Origin of the sequence: Pedobacter sp. Leaf176 (assembly GCF_001424305.1) — a bacterium.
Classification (GTDB): Bacteria; Bacteroidota; Bacteroidia; order Sphingobacteriales; family Sphingobacteriaceae; genus Pedobacter.
On record NZ_LMPD01000006.1, the window covers coordinates 650,551 to 669,328 of the forward strand.

General features: G+C 41.0%; 13 protein-coding genes and 1 pseudogene. 5 read left to right on the forward strand and 9 right to left on the reverse strand.

What is annotated here, in order from left to right:
* Positions 1 to 375 precede the first annotated feature (375 nt).
* Positions 376 to 1,257 carry an aspartyl protease family protein gene (locus ASF92_RS18800; RefSeq protein WP_056096980.1) on the forward strand — a complete coding sequence of 294 codons (882 nt, stop codon included), beginning with the start codon at positions 376 to 378 and terminating at the stop codon, positions 1,255 to 1,257.
* Between the two features lie 50 nt (positions 1,258 to 1,307).
* Here ASF92_RS18800 and ASF92_RS18805 read toward each other — a convergent pair whose 3' ends face one another.
* Positions 1,308 to 2,198, reverse strand: a complete 891-nt coding sequence (locus ASF92_RS18805; protein ID WP_056096983.1) for a S9 family peptidase — start codon at positions 2,196 to 2,198, stop codon at positions 1,308 to 1,310.
* Between the two features lie 1,283 nt (positions 2,199 to 3,481).
* Between ASF92_RS18805 and ASF92_RS18815 the strand changes: the two are divergent.
* A pseudogene (locus tag ASF92_RS18815) lies at positions 3,482 to 4,042 on the forward strand (nucleotidyltransferase family protein).
* 279 nt (positions 4,043 to 4,321) lie between these two features.
* On the opposite strand, the gene ASF92_RS18820 reads toward ASF92_RS18815, so the two are convergent.
* Both ASF92_RS18820 and ASF92_RS18825 read right to left on the reverse strand, forming a co-directional pair.
* The gene (locus ASF92_RS18820) at positions 4,322 to 5,719 is read right to left on the reverse strand and encodes a SusD/RagB family nutrient-binding outer membrane lipoprotein (protein ID WP_056096994.1); all 1,398 of its coding nucleotides are present in this window, start codon (positions 5,717 to 5,719) and stop codon (positions 4,322 to 4,324) included.
* 24 nt (positions 5,720 to 5,743) lie between these two features.
* Positions 5,744 to 8,752, reverse strand: a complete 3,009-nt coding sequence (locus ASF92_RS18825; protein WP_056096998.1) for a SusC/RagA family TonB-linked outer membrane protein — start codon at positions 8,750 to 8,752, stop codon at positions 5,744 to 5,746.
* 247 nt (positions 8,753 to 8,999) lie between these two features.
* On the opposite strand from ASF92_RS18825, the gene ASF92_RS18830 reads away from it, so the two are divergent.
* The gene (locus tag ASF92_RS18830; RefSeq protein ID WP_056097002.1) at positions 9,000 to 9,713 is read left to right on the forward strand and encodes a DUF3891 family protein; all 714 of its coding nucleotides are present in this window, start codon (positions 9,000 to 9,002) and stop codon (positions 9,711 to 9,713) included.
* A gap of 268 nt (positions 9,714 to 9,981) precedes the next feature.
* Here ASF92_RS18830 and ASF92_RS18835 read toward each other — a convergent pair whose 3' ends face one another.
* From ASF92_RS18835 to ASF92_RS18860, 6 genes are all read right to left on the reverse strand, one after another.
* Positions 9,982 to 11,133, reverse strand: a complete 1,152-nt coding sequence (locus ASF92_RS18835; RefSeq protein WP_056097004.1) for a hypothetical protein — start codon at positions 11,131 to 11,133, stop codon at positions 9,982 to 9,984.
* A 5-nt stretch (positions 11,134 to 11,138) separates the two neighbouring features.
* A complete protein-coding gene (locus ASF92_RS18840; RefSeq protein ID WP_056097007.1) occupies positions 11,139 to 11,375 on the reverse strand; it encodes a hypothetical protein in 237 nt (78 codons plus the stop codon).
* Positions 11,376 to 11,731: 356 nt separating this feature from the next.
* Positions 11,732 to 13,183, reverse strand: coding sequence for a TolC family protein (locus ASF92_RS18845; RefSeq protein WP_056097009.1), 1,452 nt, complete (start codon positions 13,181 to 13,183; stop codon positions 11,732 to 11,734).
* A 29-nt stretch (positions 13,184 to 13,212) separates the two neighbouring features.
* A complete protein-coding gene (locus ASF92_RS18850; protein WP_056097012.1) occupies positions 13,213 to 14,571 on the reverse strand; it encodes an HlyD family secretion protein in 1,359 nt (452 codons plus the stop codon).
* Positions 14,564 to 15,565, reverse strand: coding sequence for an ABC transporter transmembrane domain-containing protein (locus ASF92_RS18855; protein WP_056097015.1), 1,002 nt, complete (start codon positions 15,563 to 15,565; stop codon positions 14,564 to 14,566). Before ASF92_RS18855 ends, ASF92_RS18850 begins: the two co-directional genes overlap by 8 nt.
* A 314-nt stretch (positions 15,566 to 15,879) precedes the next feature.
* Positions 15,880 to 16,821: a hypothetical protein gene (locus ASF92_RS18860; RefSeq protein ID WP_056097018.1), complete on the reverse strand. Its 942-nt coding sequence runs from the start codon at positions 16,819 to 16,821 to the stop codon at positions 15,880 to 15,882.
* A gap of 478 nt (positions 16,822 to 17,299) precedes the next feature.
* Here ASF92_RS18860 and ASF92_RS18870 point away from each other — a divergent pair, with 478 nt between their 5' ends.
* Together ASF92_RS18870 and ASF92_RS18875 are read left to right on the forward strand one after the other, a co-directional pair.
* Complete coding sequence (locus ASF92_RS18870; protein WP_056097024.1) at positions 17,300 to 17,524, forward strand: hypothetical protein; 225 nt, start codon at positions 17,300 to 17,302, stop codon at positions 17,522 to 17,524.
* Between the two features lie 312 nt (positions 17,525 to 17,836).
* Positions 17,837 to 18,205, forward strand: coding sequence for a hypothetical protein (locus ASF92_RS18875; protein ID WP_056097028.1), 369 nt, complete (start codon positions 17,837 to 17,839; stop codon positions 18,203 to 18,205).
* The last annotated feature ends 573 nt before the right edge of the window (positions 18,206 to 18,778 follow it).

The following is an 18,778-nucleotide window of genomic DNA, read 5'->3' on the forward strand; positions in this document are numbered from 1 at the left end:
GCTATTACAATTTCTACAATTCATCTGAGTTATTAATTTATTTGGTCGGTGAGTTATCAGCGATCAAATGTAAATATATCATTTAACCGGAAAAAATAACATTGGGAAAATCTCCATTTCAACCGAAATATCCTAAGCCATTTTTAATCGGTTAAAAAAACCAGAAACAAAATTATTTATATATCAGAACTTGATAATTCTTACCTTTAAGTCTAAATTTTAACACAAACTCTAAATCCTAAATTATCCCAGTGAATTTAATTTAAACAGGAAGAGGAGAATGATAAACTTCACGAGTTGCCCATCGACAAATATGATATACAGGTCAAGTTTCAAAAATTGTACTTTGTTCGGTTAGTAAAAAAAATAACTCAAATGATCAATAAACTATTACTTACTGCACTTCTGTTGTCCTCAGTTAATGTATTTGCACAAAATTTCACACTACAAAGTGACAGTATGACCATGAAAGTTAATGAACAAAATACCATTTACGTTAAAGCTGTATTCAATAAAATAGACACCCTTACGCTGAATTTTGACACCGGTACAACGGAGCTGGTATTGACCAATGATCTTATGAAGAGCAGGCTTAAAACACTGGTCAAACTCTATAACACCCCATACGAACTAAAGCTTGGAAATTCTGTATACAAAACGAAAGTATACGATGCCGAATTAACCGGACACGGTACAGATGGCCGGTTTGGATGGGATTTATTTAAGGGCAAGACTGTTGAACTGAATTACGACAGGGAACTGCTGGTGATACATTCCAACCTGCCTGACTATATTAAAGCCGACAAGGGCTTTAGCAAATCAGACTTGAAGTTTTACCAAGACCTGCTGCTTATCAGCGGCGAAATCAGGCAGGGAGAAACCATAAATAGAGATTTATTCCTTTTTGATACAGGCTACCAGCGCACCGTCATGTTGGATCAAGACCTGCTAGCCAGCGGTGGATTTCCATCAGAAAAAATGGAGGTCATCAAAAAAGTCATCATGAAGGGCGCACAGGGAAATGAAATTCCAGTGATAACATCAACATTACAGGAACTTACAATCGGCGGGTTTCAGTTAAAAAATATACCGGTACAACGAACAACTGCCAATAAACCATTGAGAGACAAAAACATCCATATTTTAGGAAACGAGGTACTCAAGCGGTTTAACATTTTTTTAGACCTTCAAGAAAACCAGGTTTACCTCAAGCCCAATCGCCACTACAAAGATCACTATATCGACAAAAAAAAATAAGACAATAGCGAATCCTAGTTAAATACATTTCTATTTAGTTTCTTAATGGATTATTTCCGGTTTTTTAAAACAGCCGAAGATTTTATCCATCGAATCGCAAAGCTGACAGGATCGGGTGCGCTGGAAACAGCAGTATTATGTCCCAGATCCGGATACAACTTATAAACGTAAGGTTTGCCTTGTGCCTTGAGTGTATCGAGGTGTTCTATTGATATGTTTACCGGGACCTGTATATCCCTTCCTCCAAAAATCCATAATCCCGGGATGGATAAGCTAGATAATGCAACCCCTGGGTCGGTAGGTTCAAATTTGTATTTATCGGGGTCGCTGCGTATATGTTGTCGGGCTTCCGCTTCTGTATGGTTATCCCAGAATTTCGTATTCCCCTGGGTAAAAAACTGAAACCGAAGCTGTTCGAGTGTCGAAACCACAGGCCCACTAAATAGCACCATATATTTAACCTTTTGGTTCCTGAAAGCTGCAAGAGGGATTACCCATCCTGCCTGACTAAAGCCCATAAGACCAATGGGGACCCGTTTAGAAGGCAGGCACTGAAGCAAGGCATTTAACGCTTCACTTGCATCCGATGCCAATAGATTCAGGTTTGTAGAATCGATGTTGTTTGTTCCGGCTTCAGGCCCCATATAAATACCACCGGATTCGCCGACGCCACGTTTATCGTAGGTTATTACCGCAATACCCTGTTGAGCCAATAGTATCGCCATCTTTGTCATACGAGGTTCCTTCCCCGAACCATGCACGAGTACGATGCCCGCCCTAGGTTTTTTTGGCGTAAAAATGCTTGCTGAAAGGCTAACACCAGCACTTTTCAAGCTGACATTTTTGATCGTATAATCGAAGGTCCGCACCGCATCAGATGATTTTTGTGCGAAAACATTGCCGCTTATGCAACAGAATAAAATAAATAAATATGGTTTCATAATTCAGATCAATATGCCATGAATGTCAATTTTTCTTATCAAAATGGAAGATACGTTAAGCGGCGTTTCTTAATTTATAAATGTGACCAGCCGTGCTAGAAATGGGATGAGTGTTCAAGCAACGCTATAAACACCGGATTTGTTATTACCAATTCGTTGTTTCGATACCAAAGTTACAATGTTGCCTAACGGGCTAAGATAGGTGAACATCGCGCTGGCAGATTACAACTTCCTGTAGATTAGCTATTGTGCCAAATCAGGGTTATTGTGCGGATACGAACATCATTTGCCCGAAATCGAACAGCAAAAACCTGTTGGGTTCGCTTAGCTGCCCATAATGCGCTATTAATGTTGGCATGCCGATTGAATTAATGGCCCAGAATAACAAGATAATGTTCAGTCACCACCTGTTGTTGATTTACTGGATTTTAAAAAACAAAAAACTCGTTCTTTATTAATTCAACCGGTGTTAACGCCATGTTTCCATAATTTGTTGCTTTATTCATAAGGTAAATGATCTCGGGAATTGAAGCTGTAGTTTGCGGTGGCCCTACAATTCTTTTTTCAGACATCAGAATGGTAGGGACGACACCTATTGAAGTAAAAGCCAGTCAAGCACATGCTTTATAGACCAATGGCGTCAAAGGTGAAGAACAGACGTGTAATAGTAGTACACGCAGTCAGAAACAGGTATGGAACAGATTTTTTTCTTGAAATAAGTAGTTAAAATATGCAGGAAAATAAAGAAAAGAAACCTTGTTGGATAGTCGTTAGAACCAGCCATAACCAGAAGGCTGCTAGTGCAATCGACTTTTTCCATATCGAGGTGTCCCAAATAAGCAGGCACATTCTTGTCAAATATGAAAATGAGGATCAAGTTTCTGCAATTTGTAGGCTATTAGTTGACTTGAATATCGATGTCATGGAAATCTACCTCAGCATAGCAAGCAATTGTAGTATTGATCCTGCTATCTGACCACAGATTGGTCTTATAAACCCTAATATTCCTCATCAAAACTATGACATGGACTGCTTGAAGAAATAAAATTTAACGCTATAAACTCAAGCCAATACAGCATCATCATTCTTATCTAACAGATGAAATAGAACCTAACAAAACCCTGAACAACTTATAAAGATTATTTATAATTTCACCGCATGAGTATTGGTAGTAGATACTATCTTTTATAGCCAACGGTGCTTTCAATAAACTATTGATTTGCGTGCACCGGAGGGGTTCAAATAAACTGGTACAAACATCAATTTTACGGCATAACAACCACATGGATCACGAACAAGAACTGAAAGCGATTCTTTTTCAAAACGAGGTACTTAAATCCGTTTTTGAAAAGGCTGCAGAATTAAATCTACCTAACTGGTATCTCGGGGCCGGCGCAATCGCCCAAACCGTATGGAACTATAAAAATGGCTTCGATTTAGACCATGGCATCAAAGATTATGACCTGGCGTATTTTGATATCGACATTACTGTGGAAAAACAAAACAAGTTTCTAAGAAAGGCAAAAAAGCTGTTCGGAGGCATACCGGTTGATATCGTGAACGAAGCCAGAGTACACCTCTGGTATAAGGAACAGTTTGGAAAAGACATTACCCCTTACACCTCAACAGAATCTGCAATTGATACGTGACCAACAACCGCCACCAGTATCGGAATTACAATGGCAACTGATGAAGCAGTAAAAATATATGCTCCCTATGGCCTGGAGGATTTATTTAGCCTTACCGTAAGGGCTAACAAAATCTTAATTTCCAAACCAGTTTATCAGCAAAAGGTCGAAAACTGGATAAAGGTCTGGCCAAATTTAAATATCATTCCATGGTAAGGCAGGCTTAAGGAGCACAAAGAACACATCGTGGGAGAAAGTAAATAAGACCTCATAATGGCTATTAAGTTCGGGAGGGATCTCTATTGCTGGCGATAAGTTAAAAAATCATCTTCTTATAAATCAAAAATGATGGAAGGCACCGATTCATAAATGTATCCCTATCACGGGGATAATTCAATATTTAAAACCAGTGGAATCGATAGGTCATTTTTTTTTTTGTAACTAAAAAAGGATGCCCGCTTAAGGGCATCCTACCATAACCAATCCTAGACTATTCTAATTCACATCCCACCATAACCTATCGGTCAGTTTAGCTTTTTGTTGTGGTTGAGGGTTTGCGGTAATTTCTGTATTGGGGTAAAGCACCCTTCTTGGGATTTCAGAAAGTGCGTTTTTAACTTTTACCAGCGCCGGAAATCCGGTACGGCGCCAATCTGTATAGTTTTCCGGGTTAAGGAAATTGGATACCGACTTTTCTTCCATAATCAATCGCAACGCATTGGCCGCTGTTAGCGTCCCCCTGGAAGCCAGGTAGGCATTCGCATCTGCAGTACCTACGCCCACCTTTGCCATGTGCTGTCTTACCCCTTCCTGGTAGAAAGGTTGTGCCGCAGCAAAACCGGAAGCAACAAGGGTAGCTTCCGCTTTAATAAATAAGGCTTCGGTATAATTTACAAGATAATTGTTTGCACCTGCACCTGCATAAAAATCTGAAGGTATGGAATAAGATTCCAAACTACCTATATCTTCCAGTCCAATTTGCCGGCCGTTATATAAACCGGTTTGTTTGGCCGGGCTAACCATTTTTGATAACCTTGGGTCATTTCTGGTGGTAAAGTTATCAACGAAGGTATTGGCAAGCACAAAAGTGGTACCGGGTAGAAAGTTTTGCTGCCATGGGTTTTCAGCGCCCGCAGCACCGCTGAAAGCTACTTTAGCATCGTCGCCATTATTCTGCATGCCGTTATTTAGTGCAGTTAGCGCAAGTTGTGCCTGGGCGGCAGCTGTGTTACCTGGCGCTTTGGATAAATGCATATAATAACGCGCTTTTAAGGTATAGGCAAGCTTCCTCCATTTTGTCATGTCACCGGCATAAATGTAATCATCGCTTCCTGGGGCCAAACCTGTATTACGTCCGATGTCTGCAATCCCGTCATCCAGTAAAGATTGAATCTGGACGTAAATTTGTTGCTGACTATCGTAAGATGGGTTGGCCACCTCAACGCCTAAGAACGCTTTACTATAGGGAAGATCGCCCCATGCATCGGTTGCATAACCCAGTGTATAGGCGGTTAGTATTTTAGCAATGGCGGAGTATTTGGAATTGCCGTTGGCAGCCGCTTTATTCTTTAACAAATTAAGGTTGTTCAGCGTTCTTACATAAACATTGTTCCAGTCGCCATCCATATCTATGTTGTACATCAGGTAGGTACCGGCATTCGGTGCAACCTGGTTAAGCGCGATAACCTGCATATATTGCTGCAATACTAAGCTTAAATTCCCGTCACCCGCTGCGTTAATGTTCTGCGAAATCAGCATTTGGATCGGCGGAAGCATTAACGATTCTTTCACATCTATGGGCCGGTTGGGATCATCGTTTACATCAATGTATTTCTTGCATCCCGCAAGAACAACCATAAAGGCAAAACCTAAAATAAAATATATCTTTTTCATGTTATTCTTTTTTTATTGTAATACCTATAAAGTTAATTTCAAACTAAAGTCGATGGATCTCGAGGTTGGCGTAGAGAAGGAGTAAATCCCCTGCGAGCCATTCGACGAGCCAAAAGAACTTACTTCAGGATCGCCGCCTGTGAAGTGTGGCGCATAGATCCAAAGGTTTCTTCCTGTTAGCTGAATTCCAAGGCTTTTAAAAGGTGTTTTCTTTAACCAGTCTGGTTTCACATTATAACCCAGGCTTACATTCCTCAACTTAACATAGGTACCATCCTGAATTACGGATTCGAGCACACTATTGGCACGCTGGTAATACGCCTGGCCCGACACAGAAACCGTGTTCGGTTGGCCGGTTGTAGCATTAACGCCATCAACAACACGCGGACCTCTATCTTCGGTAATTTTAGGTGTTCCGTAGAAATAACCATAACCGTCCACGTTATTCTGGATATCCCCTCCTTTTTTCATATCAAAAGAAAAACTCATTGAAAACTGCTTGTATTTAAAGTTATTTACAATGCCAGCCATCCAATCTGGATTTATATCACCCACAATGCCTTGCTCGTCAGCGGCAAAAGGAAGTCCCCCATTATCTGTTAACAATTTACCAGCAGCGTTTCTGGCATACCTGGTGCCATAAATTACGCCATAAGGTTGTCCGACAAAAATAAAGGTAAATCCATTACCAACCTGGTTAAGGTCCTTATAGATGGATAAGACCTTATTTCTGATTCTACTATAATTAAAGGTTAAGTCCCAGCTAAAATTTTCGGTAACAATAGGTTTCGCATTTAATAATACCTCTATACCCTTATTCTCCATCGATGCCGAGTTCACACTTGTGGAATTGAAACCTGTGGAAGGTGCCATGGCAACCGACGGAATGATCCCGTTTTTGGTTTTTTTATCAAAATAAGTAACTTCCAGGCCCAGGCGGTTTTTGAAGAAACCTGTTTCCAAACCTACTTCAAATTCATTGATCCGTTCATTCTTTAAATTGGGATCGCTTAACGTTCCGCTGATCAGGAAGCCTGATTGCCCCTGGTAAGGGAATGTGATGTTCCTGATGGTTTGTGATTCATAGGGCGTTAGCAAACTGTACGGACCTATACTTGCATTACCAACGGTACTGTATGATACCCTCAGTTTTCCGAAGTTCATCACGTCAGCTAAGCCTTTTGAAAAGAAGTTGGAGAAAATAAAGCTGGTCGCGGCCGATCCATAAGGATAGAAACGATTATTTTTGGCCAAAACCGAAGTACCATCGTACCTACCCGTTAAGGATAAGATGATAAATTTTTTGTAATCGATATTCGATTGCAGGTAAAAACCAATTTTCCTTGTCAGGTAACTCGTTTCCGTAAATTTAACTGTTGAAGCAGAAGCAATATTGTTAAACCCCGGGATGGTGATGCCCACGCCGTTTGCATAAGCATTTTCATAATAAGTAGAGATGATGTTATTACCTAATAAAGCTTCCACGTTGAAATCACCAAAGCTTTTGTTGGCATTAACTATAAAATCGTTGTTGTATTGCCTGAAATTGCTATTACTATTAACAATTCGTCCATTCGGATTGGAAACTGATAACAGTGATTCCGTGTATTTACCCTGTTCAGTGTAAACATCGGCACCGAATCGTTCGGTAATCGTTAACCAGTCTAATGGTTTATAGTCTGCAGTAAAGGTTGGTAAGAAGCGATTTACGATAGAAGTTTGACTGATATTTTCTGTTACCCAGTAAGGATTATTCCTGGAGAACCGGTATAAGCGCTGTGTGCCGTCGGCATTTGTGGCAGGCTGTAAATCGTAAGATACCGGCGCTGAAAAGATGGTCCACACCGGGCTTTCCAGGGCGTAACCCTCCGGCACTTTTTTATTTTTTGTATTTGCGTAATTCAGGGAAAAAGTAATATTCAAATCTTTTACAACCTGGGTACTAAATTTTCCAAACAGTGTATTTCTATCAAATGATGTAGAGGGAACGGTACCCTCCTGGGCAAGGTTGGTGTAAGAAAGGAAATAGGAGCTGAAAGCACCGCCACCGTTTAAGCCAATTGTATTGGTATAGGTTTTCCCTGTTTTGAAAAATAGATCGGACTGGTCATAGACCTTAGCGGCTTGTCCGCCAATTTTCAGCGTATCCATTAAAGCACCCCAGGATGTACTTGTTTTTTGATTTACACCATCAAAATAGACTCCGTTAGACCCCAATGAATATTTATTCTGAATCTCTGGCAATAAAGGCTTTTCCATTGAAAAAGACGAGGAAAAGCTTAGTGTGGGCTTTTTATTCTGACTGCCTGCTTTAGTTGTAATAATGATAACGCCTTTTGCACCATCCGATCCATATAAAGCCGTTGCAGCTCCGCCTTTCAATACGTTGATGCTTTCTATAATATTCGGATCCAAATCAGCAATCCGGTTGGTACCTGGGCCGGAGTTTAAATTGCCGGTCTCATCGTTATTCACCGGGATACCATCAATTACCATCAAGGCCTCGTTGTTTCCATAAAGCGAATTAGCACCCCTTATAACAATTCTTGATGAACTTCCCGGCGCACCCGATGAACTGGTAATCTGCACACCCGACACTTTACCGGCTAATGCATTTACCAGGTTAGGTTCTTTGGCCTGCGTAATCTGGTCACCTTTTACTTCCTGAGAACTATAGGTTAAATTTCGCTTATCGCGCTTTACCCCTAGCGCCGTAACCACAATCTCATTCAGGTTTTGCTGATCTTCAGTTAATGTAACCGAAATACTGCTTTGCCCCCTGTTACTAACTTCCATTGTTTTATAGCCAATACCGCTAAAAACCAAAGTAGAAGGATTTACATTTTTAATTGAGAAAACACCCTGGCTGTCGGAAGAAACGCCGGTTGATGTACCTTTTATTTTTACCGATATTCCAGGAATCGGTTTTCCTAGTTCATCTGTAATTTTTCCAGTAATTATTGGTGTCTGGCCATAAACCTGCATAAAACAGAGCATAGCCAGTGTGGATAAAATAATTTTTAGTTTGGTCATTGTATTCAATTTAGTTATTGGTTTAACCAAAGCTAGTCTTATCAAAAACCAAATTTAACATTGATATTAACACGTATTAACCACAAATTAACAGGAATGTTACAGATGTTAACGGTACACTATCAGACATTTAAGCCTTTATAAGCTGATAACTGTGCTGAAAACGGCCTATTGCCTGCCACAAAGCTGCAAAAACTTATTGAAAATTTTTTTGTTGATGTGTTAAAGAATAAACCGGATAAATATCATGATCGTAGCGTATGAGGAGCAAGGCTGGAAAGTTATTACCCAGCGGGCACATGGTCTGCTCGCCGGGCAGATATGTGCTCAATGGAAATTGACAGACCAGCCCGAAAGATGGGTAGAAACCCTGGTTGCCACAACCGAGCATGATGATGTATTTAACGAATTCGAACGCAATCCGCTGATTGATGATAACGGAGCGCCCATTAATTTTAAGGAGACCAGGTTCGACCTCGATTGCTCGACGAAATTAATAAATATGGCCTTAACTAAAAGCCGTTTCATCGCATTGCTTATTGGCAGGCACATTCAATTTACCCATGGCAGCGATCCCCTTGCCAAACAGTTTATTGCCAACCTTAAAAAGCAAGAGCCAAAATGGCTAAAGGAAGCCGGAGTAACAGAAAAATCTCTTGACATGGCCTACGAGCTGCTGGAGTTCTGCGATGCCTTTTCCTTATTGATCTGTCAGTCACAGATACCGCCTGAGGGCCGTCGGGTAGAAATCAGCTCAGGGCCCGATGGAACACCTTATGTGCTCTATCAAAAAGAAGAGGTGATCCGGGTAGAGCCCTGGCCTTTTGCTACAGACCATTTTTCTGTTTTATTTGAAGCAAGAACAATAAAAAAACTTAAGTTCCGAAACGATGCTGAATTTCGTGCAAAACTTAAATCATCAGCTATAGATACGTATACACTAAAAATTTCAAAATTATAATTCCGCCATCGAGTCGGATAATAAGCCGTGTTTAAGGGTTATGACTGGCTGCATATACCGACTACTGTTAATGCCCATTCATGTAAATGTGTTTACGGTTGGTTATTTAACACCTTTTTGAACGTAATATTAATTTTAAAATCCAGACCGTTACATCGTTTTTTCCCATGAACCGGCAATTAAGTAGGAGCTCCATGCGAACCACAATCATCATTAATTCTGGAAAGATATTACTTCTCTTTTGTCCAGGTTTTGAATCCCCTCTTTATTAGAAGCGTAAACTTGCCGCTATCACACTATCGTATGGCATTTCCTCTTGCGGTAAACAGTATACCTCGCCCCCATGCGTAAATGTATTTACAATGGCTCTGTTAATTAAACATTCGTCGCCCGGTTGTCTTTCCTTATGGATTTCTATTCCTCCGTCCGTTTCATTAAATTTTCCCCATATGTGCTGTCCTTTGCTTACGAATAAGGTGTCGACCCGTGCATACCTGCTGGCCGGTAAAATGGTTTCAGGCATCGAAGCCGTGAGCGCAGTAGCAATTTGATTGTGGTAATTATTTAACGCCATCATTTTTAGCCTGGTAAAATGAGGGGTCATCAATTCTTTTACCTGATCAAATAACAGGTGTTCCCTATCGAAATCATGATTCCCGGTCAATACCTCATCAACAATATGGGCGTATTTGCTTATGCTTTTGTAAATAGGTAAAAGGTATTCTACGCCGGCCAACAATAATGGTGAATTTTTATCGTGCAATACTTCTGCAAACAGTGTACGGTCTACTTCCTGGAGATACGTGATGATAGCGTCTTTATCAGTTGATGTGCCTTCTCCATGTCCATGAAAGTTTGCACTTCCAGAACCGCCCTTGCTACCTTGCCGAAAAAGCTGCTTACCTTCTTTTTCCTCGAATTGAACCACATCATCCATCCCGTTTGGCAACCCAACTACTTCATAACGAGACAATGCAAAAGCGTTTCCCTGATAAAACTTTGCATCGTGCTTGCTCAGCGTAAGCACGTAGTAATTTTCTTTGTTGGAAATTGCCTCAATCAAAGGAGCGATGTTGAAAGTATCATTCAAGTACAACGCGTCCTCTATCACATAAGGCAAATGAATGGTTTTGATAAAGTCTTTTGCCAAATAAATAGCCAGACCCACATTCTGATAATTCCAAAACGCTTCATCCTTGTATAACGCGTATGCCGGTGCCAATAACTGTTCTATTTCCCTGGTACTTAACAATTTTTCTTTAAGTTGCTTCTCCAGCGACTGTAGATGGTTCTTAAAAACAATTGAATCTTGCTTTTCGTTCACCTGGTGCCCGAAGCGATGCGTCGGCATAAAAATAGAGATGCAGGGCGATGGTTTAATCAGAAGTTCATTGAAGTCCTCTTTTGTTATGATGTCCATTTTTGCTAGTTATTTGTATCCTCAGGTGTTAGATCTTCTCCTTTATGTAGATTCCTGTTGATGTGTCTAACATGCACCCCCTCAGCAAGCTCATCTGAGCCATCTTTAGTATATTTTTCAGCCAATGCGTTGTCCGTTTCCAAACTATTTACTGCAAATGCATCTTTTAGCGGATGTGTTTCTTTTCCATTTCCTGTGGGCTTCCCCTTTGGAGCGATGAACCCATTCTTTCCTTTTGCCATAATCAAAAAAATTAACCCAATGTTTTTTCAATAAAAGTTTTATTTGTATAATGAACCGTCTATGCTGTTTGCTTTTCTTCGGCCATATTTAGTTGATTTAACACCAGCCGGCAATTTTAGTTGCTGATTAGATTAAAACACGTGTTAATAAAGGGAGTATAAGAATTTGTACGTAACACACAAACAAAGAATACGGATACAAGTAGGCATTAATTACCTTCGCATGTAGGCCACAACCGACGCTGTCGGACATATTTTGAAAGGCTGTCGAATATGAGGTAAAGAAGGGATCTTTAAATCCTTAAATCAGCTTTATCGTTCATTCGGGATGAACTGCAACGCCATCAGATAGCCATCTAAAACTCAATTCGCTTTCCTGCCCGGTAATAAATTTCCGCCATTGCTTTCTGTAAATCTGCAACTATCCCAGCACGCTTAATTTGCATTTCAATAAGTTTGGTTTCCCTCGTATTAATCAAAAAGAGATTGCTCTCGCCGAGCTCAAACTTTTGGAGTTCACCATTAACGAGTGTTTTTTGGCTGGCCACATTTTTGGTTTGCAGTTCCAGCTGCCCTTGGTAGCCTTTGAATTCGTTAAATGCAGCCAATACCCCGGTCTGTATCTCGCGACCGGTTTGCTTCAAGCCATAATTCATTTCAGCCTGCTTAATTCTGACCTCTCGAAGTCGACCGCGCGCCTCCCTCAGGAATAATGGAAAAGAAAAATCAATACCCACCTTATAGTTGGCAAGACGAAAATCGTAATCATCCGGCACGAATGAAAAATCTCTCCTTCCGGCAAGGAAAGCGCCCTTTACATCCAGCTTGGGTTTAAGCTGCTCAAGGCGATACTTCTCTTCTACACCTAGCTGCGCCTGCTGGCTTTTAATTTTGAGCAGCTCGGGGTGTTGCTGAGCAGCCTCCACTACAAGTGAATCCAACCGGAAACCGGCCATTTGCTTCTGGCTATTTCCTTCCGGTTCGGGAATGGCCCGCGAAGGAAGTTCCTTTGGCATGCCCCCCTCGTCCCAAAGGTTGTTAGAGAGCAAGAGCCGGGCATTGTTCAGCTTTACGCTACTTTCCTGCAACTGAACTTTCCTATCCTCGAGTGTTATAGATGCCTCAACGGAATCAATGGGGGGTTTATCGCCAATAAGAACCTGCGCCTTCAGTGCCAGGAATCTTTTTTCGGCAAGTGCTACGCCGTCGCTCATATAGCGTTGCTGCTGGTAGGCAAAATACCAGTTCCAGTAATCCTTAATTGCAGCTAACCAAACCGAATTAATCTGAGCCACCTGATCGGCTTCTGCATAACCAACCATTATTTTGGCCTGGCGAAGGGTGCTTCTGCGGGAGTCAATAAGTAGACCTCTTCCCAGGGGGATATTTAGGCCGATTGCAGACAAACCAGTGTTGCTTGTCCTGGTTTCGGGGTTGTTGTAAACCCCAACATTACGATCGTATCCAATATTTAAATCAGCGCCGGCCAGCCATAGCGGTACCTGAAGTTGGCTATCCCAGTGGTTATAATATTCGGTACCCCCAAAAATTTTTCTCCCGAAAGCAGCCATAATCTCTGGATCGAAGTTCCCTAGAGACTGAAGCACTTTTGCCTGTGCACTTTTGCTTAATAATCCAGCCTGCTTTACAATCGGATGGGCTGCCAATACAATTTCCTGCAGGTCTCGAAGAGAAAAAATCGTTGTATCCGAACTGCGATTCTGCTGACCGGATGCACTTCCTGTTAAAAGCAATAATACAAGAAGAAAAACACCCGTTTTGGATACCGTCTCAAAACTTCGTGGCATGTACGCGAATTTTTTAAAATAAGTAATCATTACCTGTTGTTGATGTTTTCGGCTGTTGGAGCCTTATCCAGACTAGGAGGAAAACCGTTAAGCTGCCTCCATATCTCATACCAAACCGGTACCGACTGCAGGATGACCCTACCATAAACACCTGAACCTTGACGGAGTTGTATTGGCCAGGGCTCGTCTCCGCGTGGCACCTGCACGAGCTGCCTAACCAAAATCCGGTATTTGCCTGCTGTGCTAACCCTGTCGATCACAGATACTTTACCACCAAAGGTACCAACCGCAACTGATGGCCAGCCAGAGAACTGAACAGAGGGCCAGCCTTCAAACTGCAGACGTACATTACTGCTGTCGAGGATTAAAGGAACGTCCATTGCATCTACGTAAATCTCGGCTGCAACTATCGGAGACAACGGCTGAAGCGTGGCAACTGACTCTCCCTCTTTAATATTTTCTCCTATTCCGGCCTTTAAAGTTTTAACGATATATCCATCTTGTGGTGCCCTTACAACATAAAGACCACGTCTAATGTCGATATTGCTCATTTCATTGCGGAGTCTGGATATCTCTTCCTTAACCGAGGCTTTACCCGAAAGTGCAGCACTCCGATCTGCCTGTGCCGAGGCTAGTGATTGTCCGTATTTTGCCCGGATGTTATCAAGTTCAATAATCGCATTGGCCAGACTCTGCCTGGCACTGTTGAGTTTATTTTCCTGCGCAACTTCTTTTGCTTTATCCTCTGCAAGCTTTAATCTTCTTGTTTCAATATCTGTTAACGAAAAAAGCCCGTTTTTGTAACCTGCTTCGTATCGTTCCAACCTGGACCTGCTGGTTTGATAATAATTTTTCACGGCCACAAGTTCGGCGCTGTCAATTCTTAAGGTATTCCTAGCCTGAAGGACGCTGTTCGTTGCTGCGTTAAGCTGAACCCTAACCCCATTGCTCAAAGCATTTATCTGGGCATCAGTAGCAGAAATTTTTTGATCTGCGGCCAGTTCACTTCCTCTTTTAGCGCTGAGCTGTTCATCCAAACGCTCCGGAAGTTCCGGATTGAAATAAGACTGACTGGTTTCGGAAAGCACAAGAATCGTATCGCCTTTTTTTACCTGTTCACCCTCTCGTACAGCCCAGTATTCTATGCGGCCGCCAATCTGATTCTGAATCGTTTGTGGCCTGTCTTCTGGTCTCAAAGCAGTTACTGTTCCCCTGCCGGATATGGTTTGTCTCCAGGGCAGAAGCAGGATAATGATAAATAAAATCAGCACGCCAACCATGATTCTTCCGAGCAATCTGGGGCCGTTTGATGAAATGAGTTGTGCTTTAGATAAAGTAGAATATTCATCCACCTTTTTAACCATTAACTTCTTTGTCTGATTAATCATGGTTCGCCCCTTCCTCAATTTCCATATCGGTTACAACAGCAAGCTTTTCGCTACCAGTTACCATATCGAATACGGTATTGAGACTGGTCATTAGCTTTTCAACCGCGTAGGAAATTTGTACAATGATTACTTCCGCGGCAACAAACTGGCCAAAGGTCATTTCACGCTGAACCACGAAAAAAGAGCCCAGTAACAAAAGTGCCCCCATCAGGATGGTCCGCAATGCGACAGCACTTGCAAATAGCCTTTTCAAAATGCTGAAATGATCATTTCTGGCTTCCACATATTTTGCTGTTATTTCATCTGTCATCTTTGTAATCTGCTCCATTTCTGGCGCTTTTCCGCGATAAGTATCGATATCTTCCGCTACAGTTTCAAGATAGGCAACCACCTGGTATTTATACTCCGATTCCTCTATGCTTGTTTCCACGCCCCTACGGTAGTAAATGGTAATTATAATAGCGATACAGGCAATTGTAAAAATTCCAAAGCCAATAAAAATGGGGTGGTAAAAAGAGAGCAAAATTGCACTAAAAAAAATAAGAACGCCCGCGGCGACAATGTCTATCAGTAGCTTGGTTAAACCTTTCTGAATGGTTAAAACATCGAAAAACCTGTTTACCAATTCTCTTGGGTCCTCGCCTTCAAGCTCCTTTTTTTTAATTCTTGGCAGGCGATAGGCAAACTCGATTGCTGCTTTGATAAAAATTTTTTGTTCCAGGTATTCAACCAGCGAGAGTTGTCCCATAATCAATATCCCTCCCACAACAATACCTATCAGAATTGCTGCAATAAGAATGTAGGTTGAACTGTACATCGAACCATTAGAAAGCAGGTTAAACACCGCAGCTGTGCCCAAGGGCAGAGAAAGCCCAATCAGCCCTATAAGGCCTGCATAAATAAAAATATAATTAATGGTCGAGCGTTCCACATGAAGCATTTCGACGAGCCGTTGCCAGGGCGTGGGACTAAGCGTGTTGTGGTTTTTTTTCATAAAATCCTACTGCTAACAGGATTTAGGCAATTATGTTTTAAGAAAATCCTTTATTTTACAGATTATTCCCTTAAAGGCTAAAATTTAACAAAAGAATTAAAACCGCATTAGAAAATATGATAATTACCATTACTTCAGCCGGCCGCGTCCTGAATCATCAGCGTATGTACGCACGCACCACGAAACACGCCTTTGCCCAACTTGGCTAGGCGTAAACTTGCTGTGGCACCTATTTTGAAAGGCATGTCTAACGCTATAATTAGGCAGAATTTTCTTAAATCATGCTAATCCGATTACAAAGTAAATATTGTATATTATCGCTTGGGAATAGCGTAACGGTAGATCACGGCATTTTTTCCTTCGCTAATGCAATAGTAGGCTTTCCCATCAGGAGTGAAACCAACAGCTTCGCCCTGAGGCTCCATGGTGTAGGGCAATTTTGCCGGCATTCGCTTCAAGGTTTGTGCAATAGGCTCTTTACCATTTCGCAGCCAATAATAAACGTTAGTATAGGTCTTTATAATTATCTGTCGCCCGTCGCGGGATATGTCGCCTGAAACGACATATTTAAACAAACCTTTGCCGGGCAGAAAAAGACCGCCCTGCTTTTTCATGGTAACGGTATCTCCATTTTTAAAAAATAATGATGCCGAATAAATGCCAACGGTATCCTGTCGTTTCGTGATTATAATGAGTTCTTTTAAAACAGGATCTATCATTAAAGTCTCGGCATCCTGGGCACCATTCGGATATTTGAGGTTGACTGTTTCAGTCTTGATATGCATGTTACCTGAGAGCTTATCCGGCTCTAAGAAACGATAAACCTTTACATAAGGGCGGTTAGCACCATTGTCGCCAATGTCGCCAAGGTAGATGTAGCTTTTATCCTTTAGGGGGCCGGGACCACCGGCCATATCTTCGCAATCAGTTACGCCAGAATGCTTGACAGATGGGTCTCCCTTGAAATATAACGTAGACAACAAATTGCCTTTAGCATCGATGGCAAAGAAGCGCGAGGTGTCGCCACTGTCGTTATGTACAAAAAACAGGTTGTCCGTGGCGATAAACAGGCCGGATGTTTCGCTGACTGCCGCGGGAACTATTTTAACTGTTGTTTGCTGTGCAGATGCAAACCGGCCAAGGCAGAGCGACAAAAAAGTAAAAATTGCTATTCTGACAGGAACAAATGTTGTCGTTTTACTCGTATTAAGGCTCATTGCGGTGAAGGGGTTAATATCCATGGCGAATTTGGACATCCTTTTCGGTATGAGCAAGTCAATTCGAAAAAAAGCCAAAAATTGTTCTTTTTCATCCTCAAGCCCAAAAGGCTATTTATTCAAGTTGTTCATTCCAAATATTAAACAATCGCTTTGCGTAACTTAGGTGGTATATATTAGTCATGAAAAAGCTTTCCCTTCTCATAATATTTTTAACCATCTACTTTCACTTACGGGCTCAACCTGGTATAGGCTGCCTACGGTCATCTGATGGATTGCTTTACTCCCAGAAGAATGTTTTTGGTTATTATGAGCTCCTCGGCAATAAATATCCTACAGCTCCACCTGCTTGTCCCAGAGTTCAATTGGGAACCAAGACAGGTGCCAAATGTCTTTTTGTTTTATCAGGTCCGCTAAATGATGAGTACAATTACGTGTTATACACGGCTACAGGCCCCGTACAATGCGATTTCGATGATTATGCTTTTGCAAGCATGATTGTTTTCGCTGTAATTGGATGCAGAAAACTAATAAAGTTGTAAGTCAAAAAACCCCTTTCTTGTTGTATATTGTACCGACAGGAGATCCAATTTGTATTGATACAAATGCAGATGACAAAATTATTTATCTAAACCATGATAACCATTTTGAACGGGTTCATATGAATGAAAGTCTTTTCAAATTTGCCTTGCCTGCTACGATATGGGCAGTTTATGAAGTCGACTATAGATTATTCGGATGAAGAGCCTAAAAGAAAACCAATTTCAATAAATGACTATGATAAGCTGCTATCTGATTTTAATACTATTGATGACACTTGTTTAGTTAAGAACTCATTTTGGTCGAGCGAATTAAATGAGCTGTTATTTGATTTGGAAATAGTTTAACACTTTAAGAAAGCAAATGAATTTGTTAAAAAGATTATAGAATTAAAGCCAAAACCTGAAATTTTCAGGGAAACGGTTTCAAATGAATGATAGCGCATTAGCTTCAAGAGTACAATGTTGTTGAAACCGACAATAAAAACCATGATAACGAAATCGTCAATTTGCTTATGAATTATGACCTGAGCAATTTGCGTATTAACGATATTACTTTTGATTCTGATTACCAGGAAGACGATGAATACTTCTTTATTGGCTGGGATGCTTTGCCGAATAGAATTGCGATTTACAAATCTAGCGGAAAAATTGTTTCTTATTATCCTGAAGGTGATAGAATTGATTTTCTGTGTGCTGAGAATTCAGAGCAGTTTTTAGACGCTATTTATGAAATAATGAAATTTTCAAAAGATAAAATAATTCATCTTTATCCTGAAGAAGAAAGGGATGAACGAGCAAGGCGTGTCGCTTACATTGCTGCATTAAAAGCAGGTGGAGCAGAATATGAAGACTACTATAAGTCTATCTTATGGATTGAATGATGTATGTTAAACAATAGAATCCATCTGTTCAACAATGTTTTTAAAGGCATTTAGAAGGTAAGATAAAGCAGGATTTTTTAAATCCTGCCAATCACTTTTGTAACTTAGGTACTTACATATGGATTAGAAATCCACCAGGCAAACCTTCCGATGCCTGGGATAAATAGTCATCATATAATTTTGGCAATGCTTCAGCATTCAAATGGATTTATCATCAGCACCTTCTTAAGCTATAGCTCGAATTAGTTGCTGCTCGCAGTATCGCCGGGGCCAACACGGTTGAGCCTCTCTGAATAACCAAGCTTGCATTACGATTAAACCATATAAAACGAGAATGCATATGCAGAAAAAAATAAACACGAATTATAAATCTTAAAACAAAGTAGAAGGCTTACACCATACGGGGGGTGGCAAAACTGCATTAGTTATTTATTTAAGCCCATAACACAAGATAAAAAGTAAACAAGACCAGCCTATTTTTCGAATTTATTTTATATTTACGCCATATTTATTTTCTTAAACATCAGGTTCAAATTAAACATTAATTGAATTTGTTTAACGCCTGATTAGCAA

What these genes read in the sequence shown, in the direction of transcription:
- ASF92_RS18800 (WP_056096980.1), top strand. Translation starts at nt 376, where the DNA reads ATGATCAATAAACTATTACTTACTGCACTTCTGTTGTCCTCAGTTAAT.
- ASF92_RS18805 (WP_056096983.1), bottom strand. Translation starts at nt 2,198, where the DNA reads ATGAAACCATATTTATTTATTTTATTCTGTTGCATAAGCGGCAATGTT.
- ASF92_RS18820 (WP_056096994.1), bottom strand. Translation starts at nt 5,719, where the DNA reads ATGAAAAAGATATATTTTATTTTAGGTTTTGCCTTTATGGTTGTTCTT.
- ASF92_RS18825 (WP_056096998.1), bottom strand. Translation starts at nt 8,752, where the DNA reads ATGACCAAACTAAAAATTATTTTATCCACACTGGCTATGCTCTGTTTT.
- ASF92_RS18830 (WP_056097002.1), top strand. Translation starts at nt 9,000, where the DNA reads ATGATCGTAGCGTATGAGGAGCAAGGCTGGAAAGTTATTACCCAGCGG.
- ASF92_RS18835 (WP_056097004.1), bottom strand. Translation starts at nt 11,133, where the DNA reads ATGGACATCATAACAAAAGAGGACTTCAATGAACTTCTGATTAAACCA.
- ASF92_RS18840 (WP_056097007.1), bottom strand. Translation starts at nt 11,375, where the DNA reads ATGGCAAAAGGAAAGAATGGGTTCATCGCTCCAAAGGGGAAGCCCACA.
- ASF92_RS18845 (WP_056097009.1), bottom strand. Translation starts at nt 13,183, where the DNA reads ATGCCACGAAGTTTTGAGACGGTATCCAAAACGGGTGTTTTTCTTCTT.
- ASF92_RS18850 (WP_056097012.1), bottom strand. Translation starts at nt 14,571, where the DNA reads ATGATTAATCAGACAAAGAAGTTAATGGTTAAAAAGGTGGATGAATAT.
- ASF92_RS18855 (WP_056097015.1), bottom strand. Translation starts at nt 15,565, where the DNA reads ATGAAAAAAAACCACAACACGCTTAGTCCCACGCCCTGGCAACGGCTC.
- ASF92_RS18860 (WP_056097018.1), bottom strand. Translation starts at nt 16,821, where the DNA reads ATGTCCAAATTCGCCATGGATATTAACCCCTTCACCGCAATGAGCCTT.
- ASF92_RS18870 (WP_056097024.1), top strand. Translation starts at nt 17,300, where the DNA reads ATGCAGAAAACTAATAAAGTTGTAAGTCAAAAAACCCCTTTCTTGTTG.
- ASF92_RS18875 (WP_056097028.1), top strand. Translation starts at nt 17,837, where the DNA reads ATGAATTATGACCTGAGCAATTTGCGTATTAACGATATTACTTTTGAT.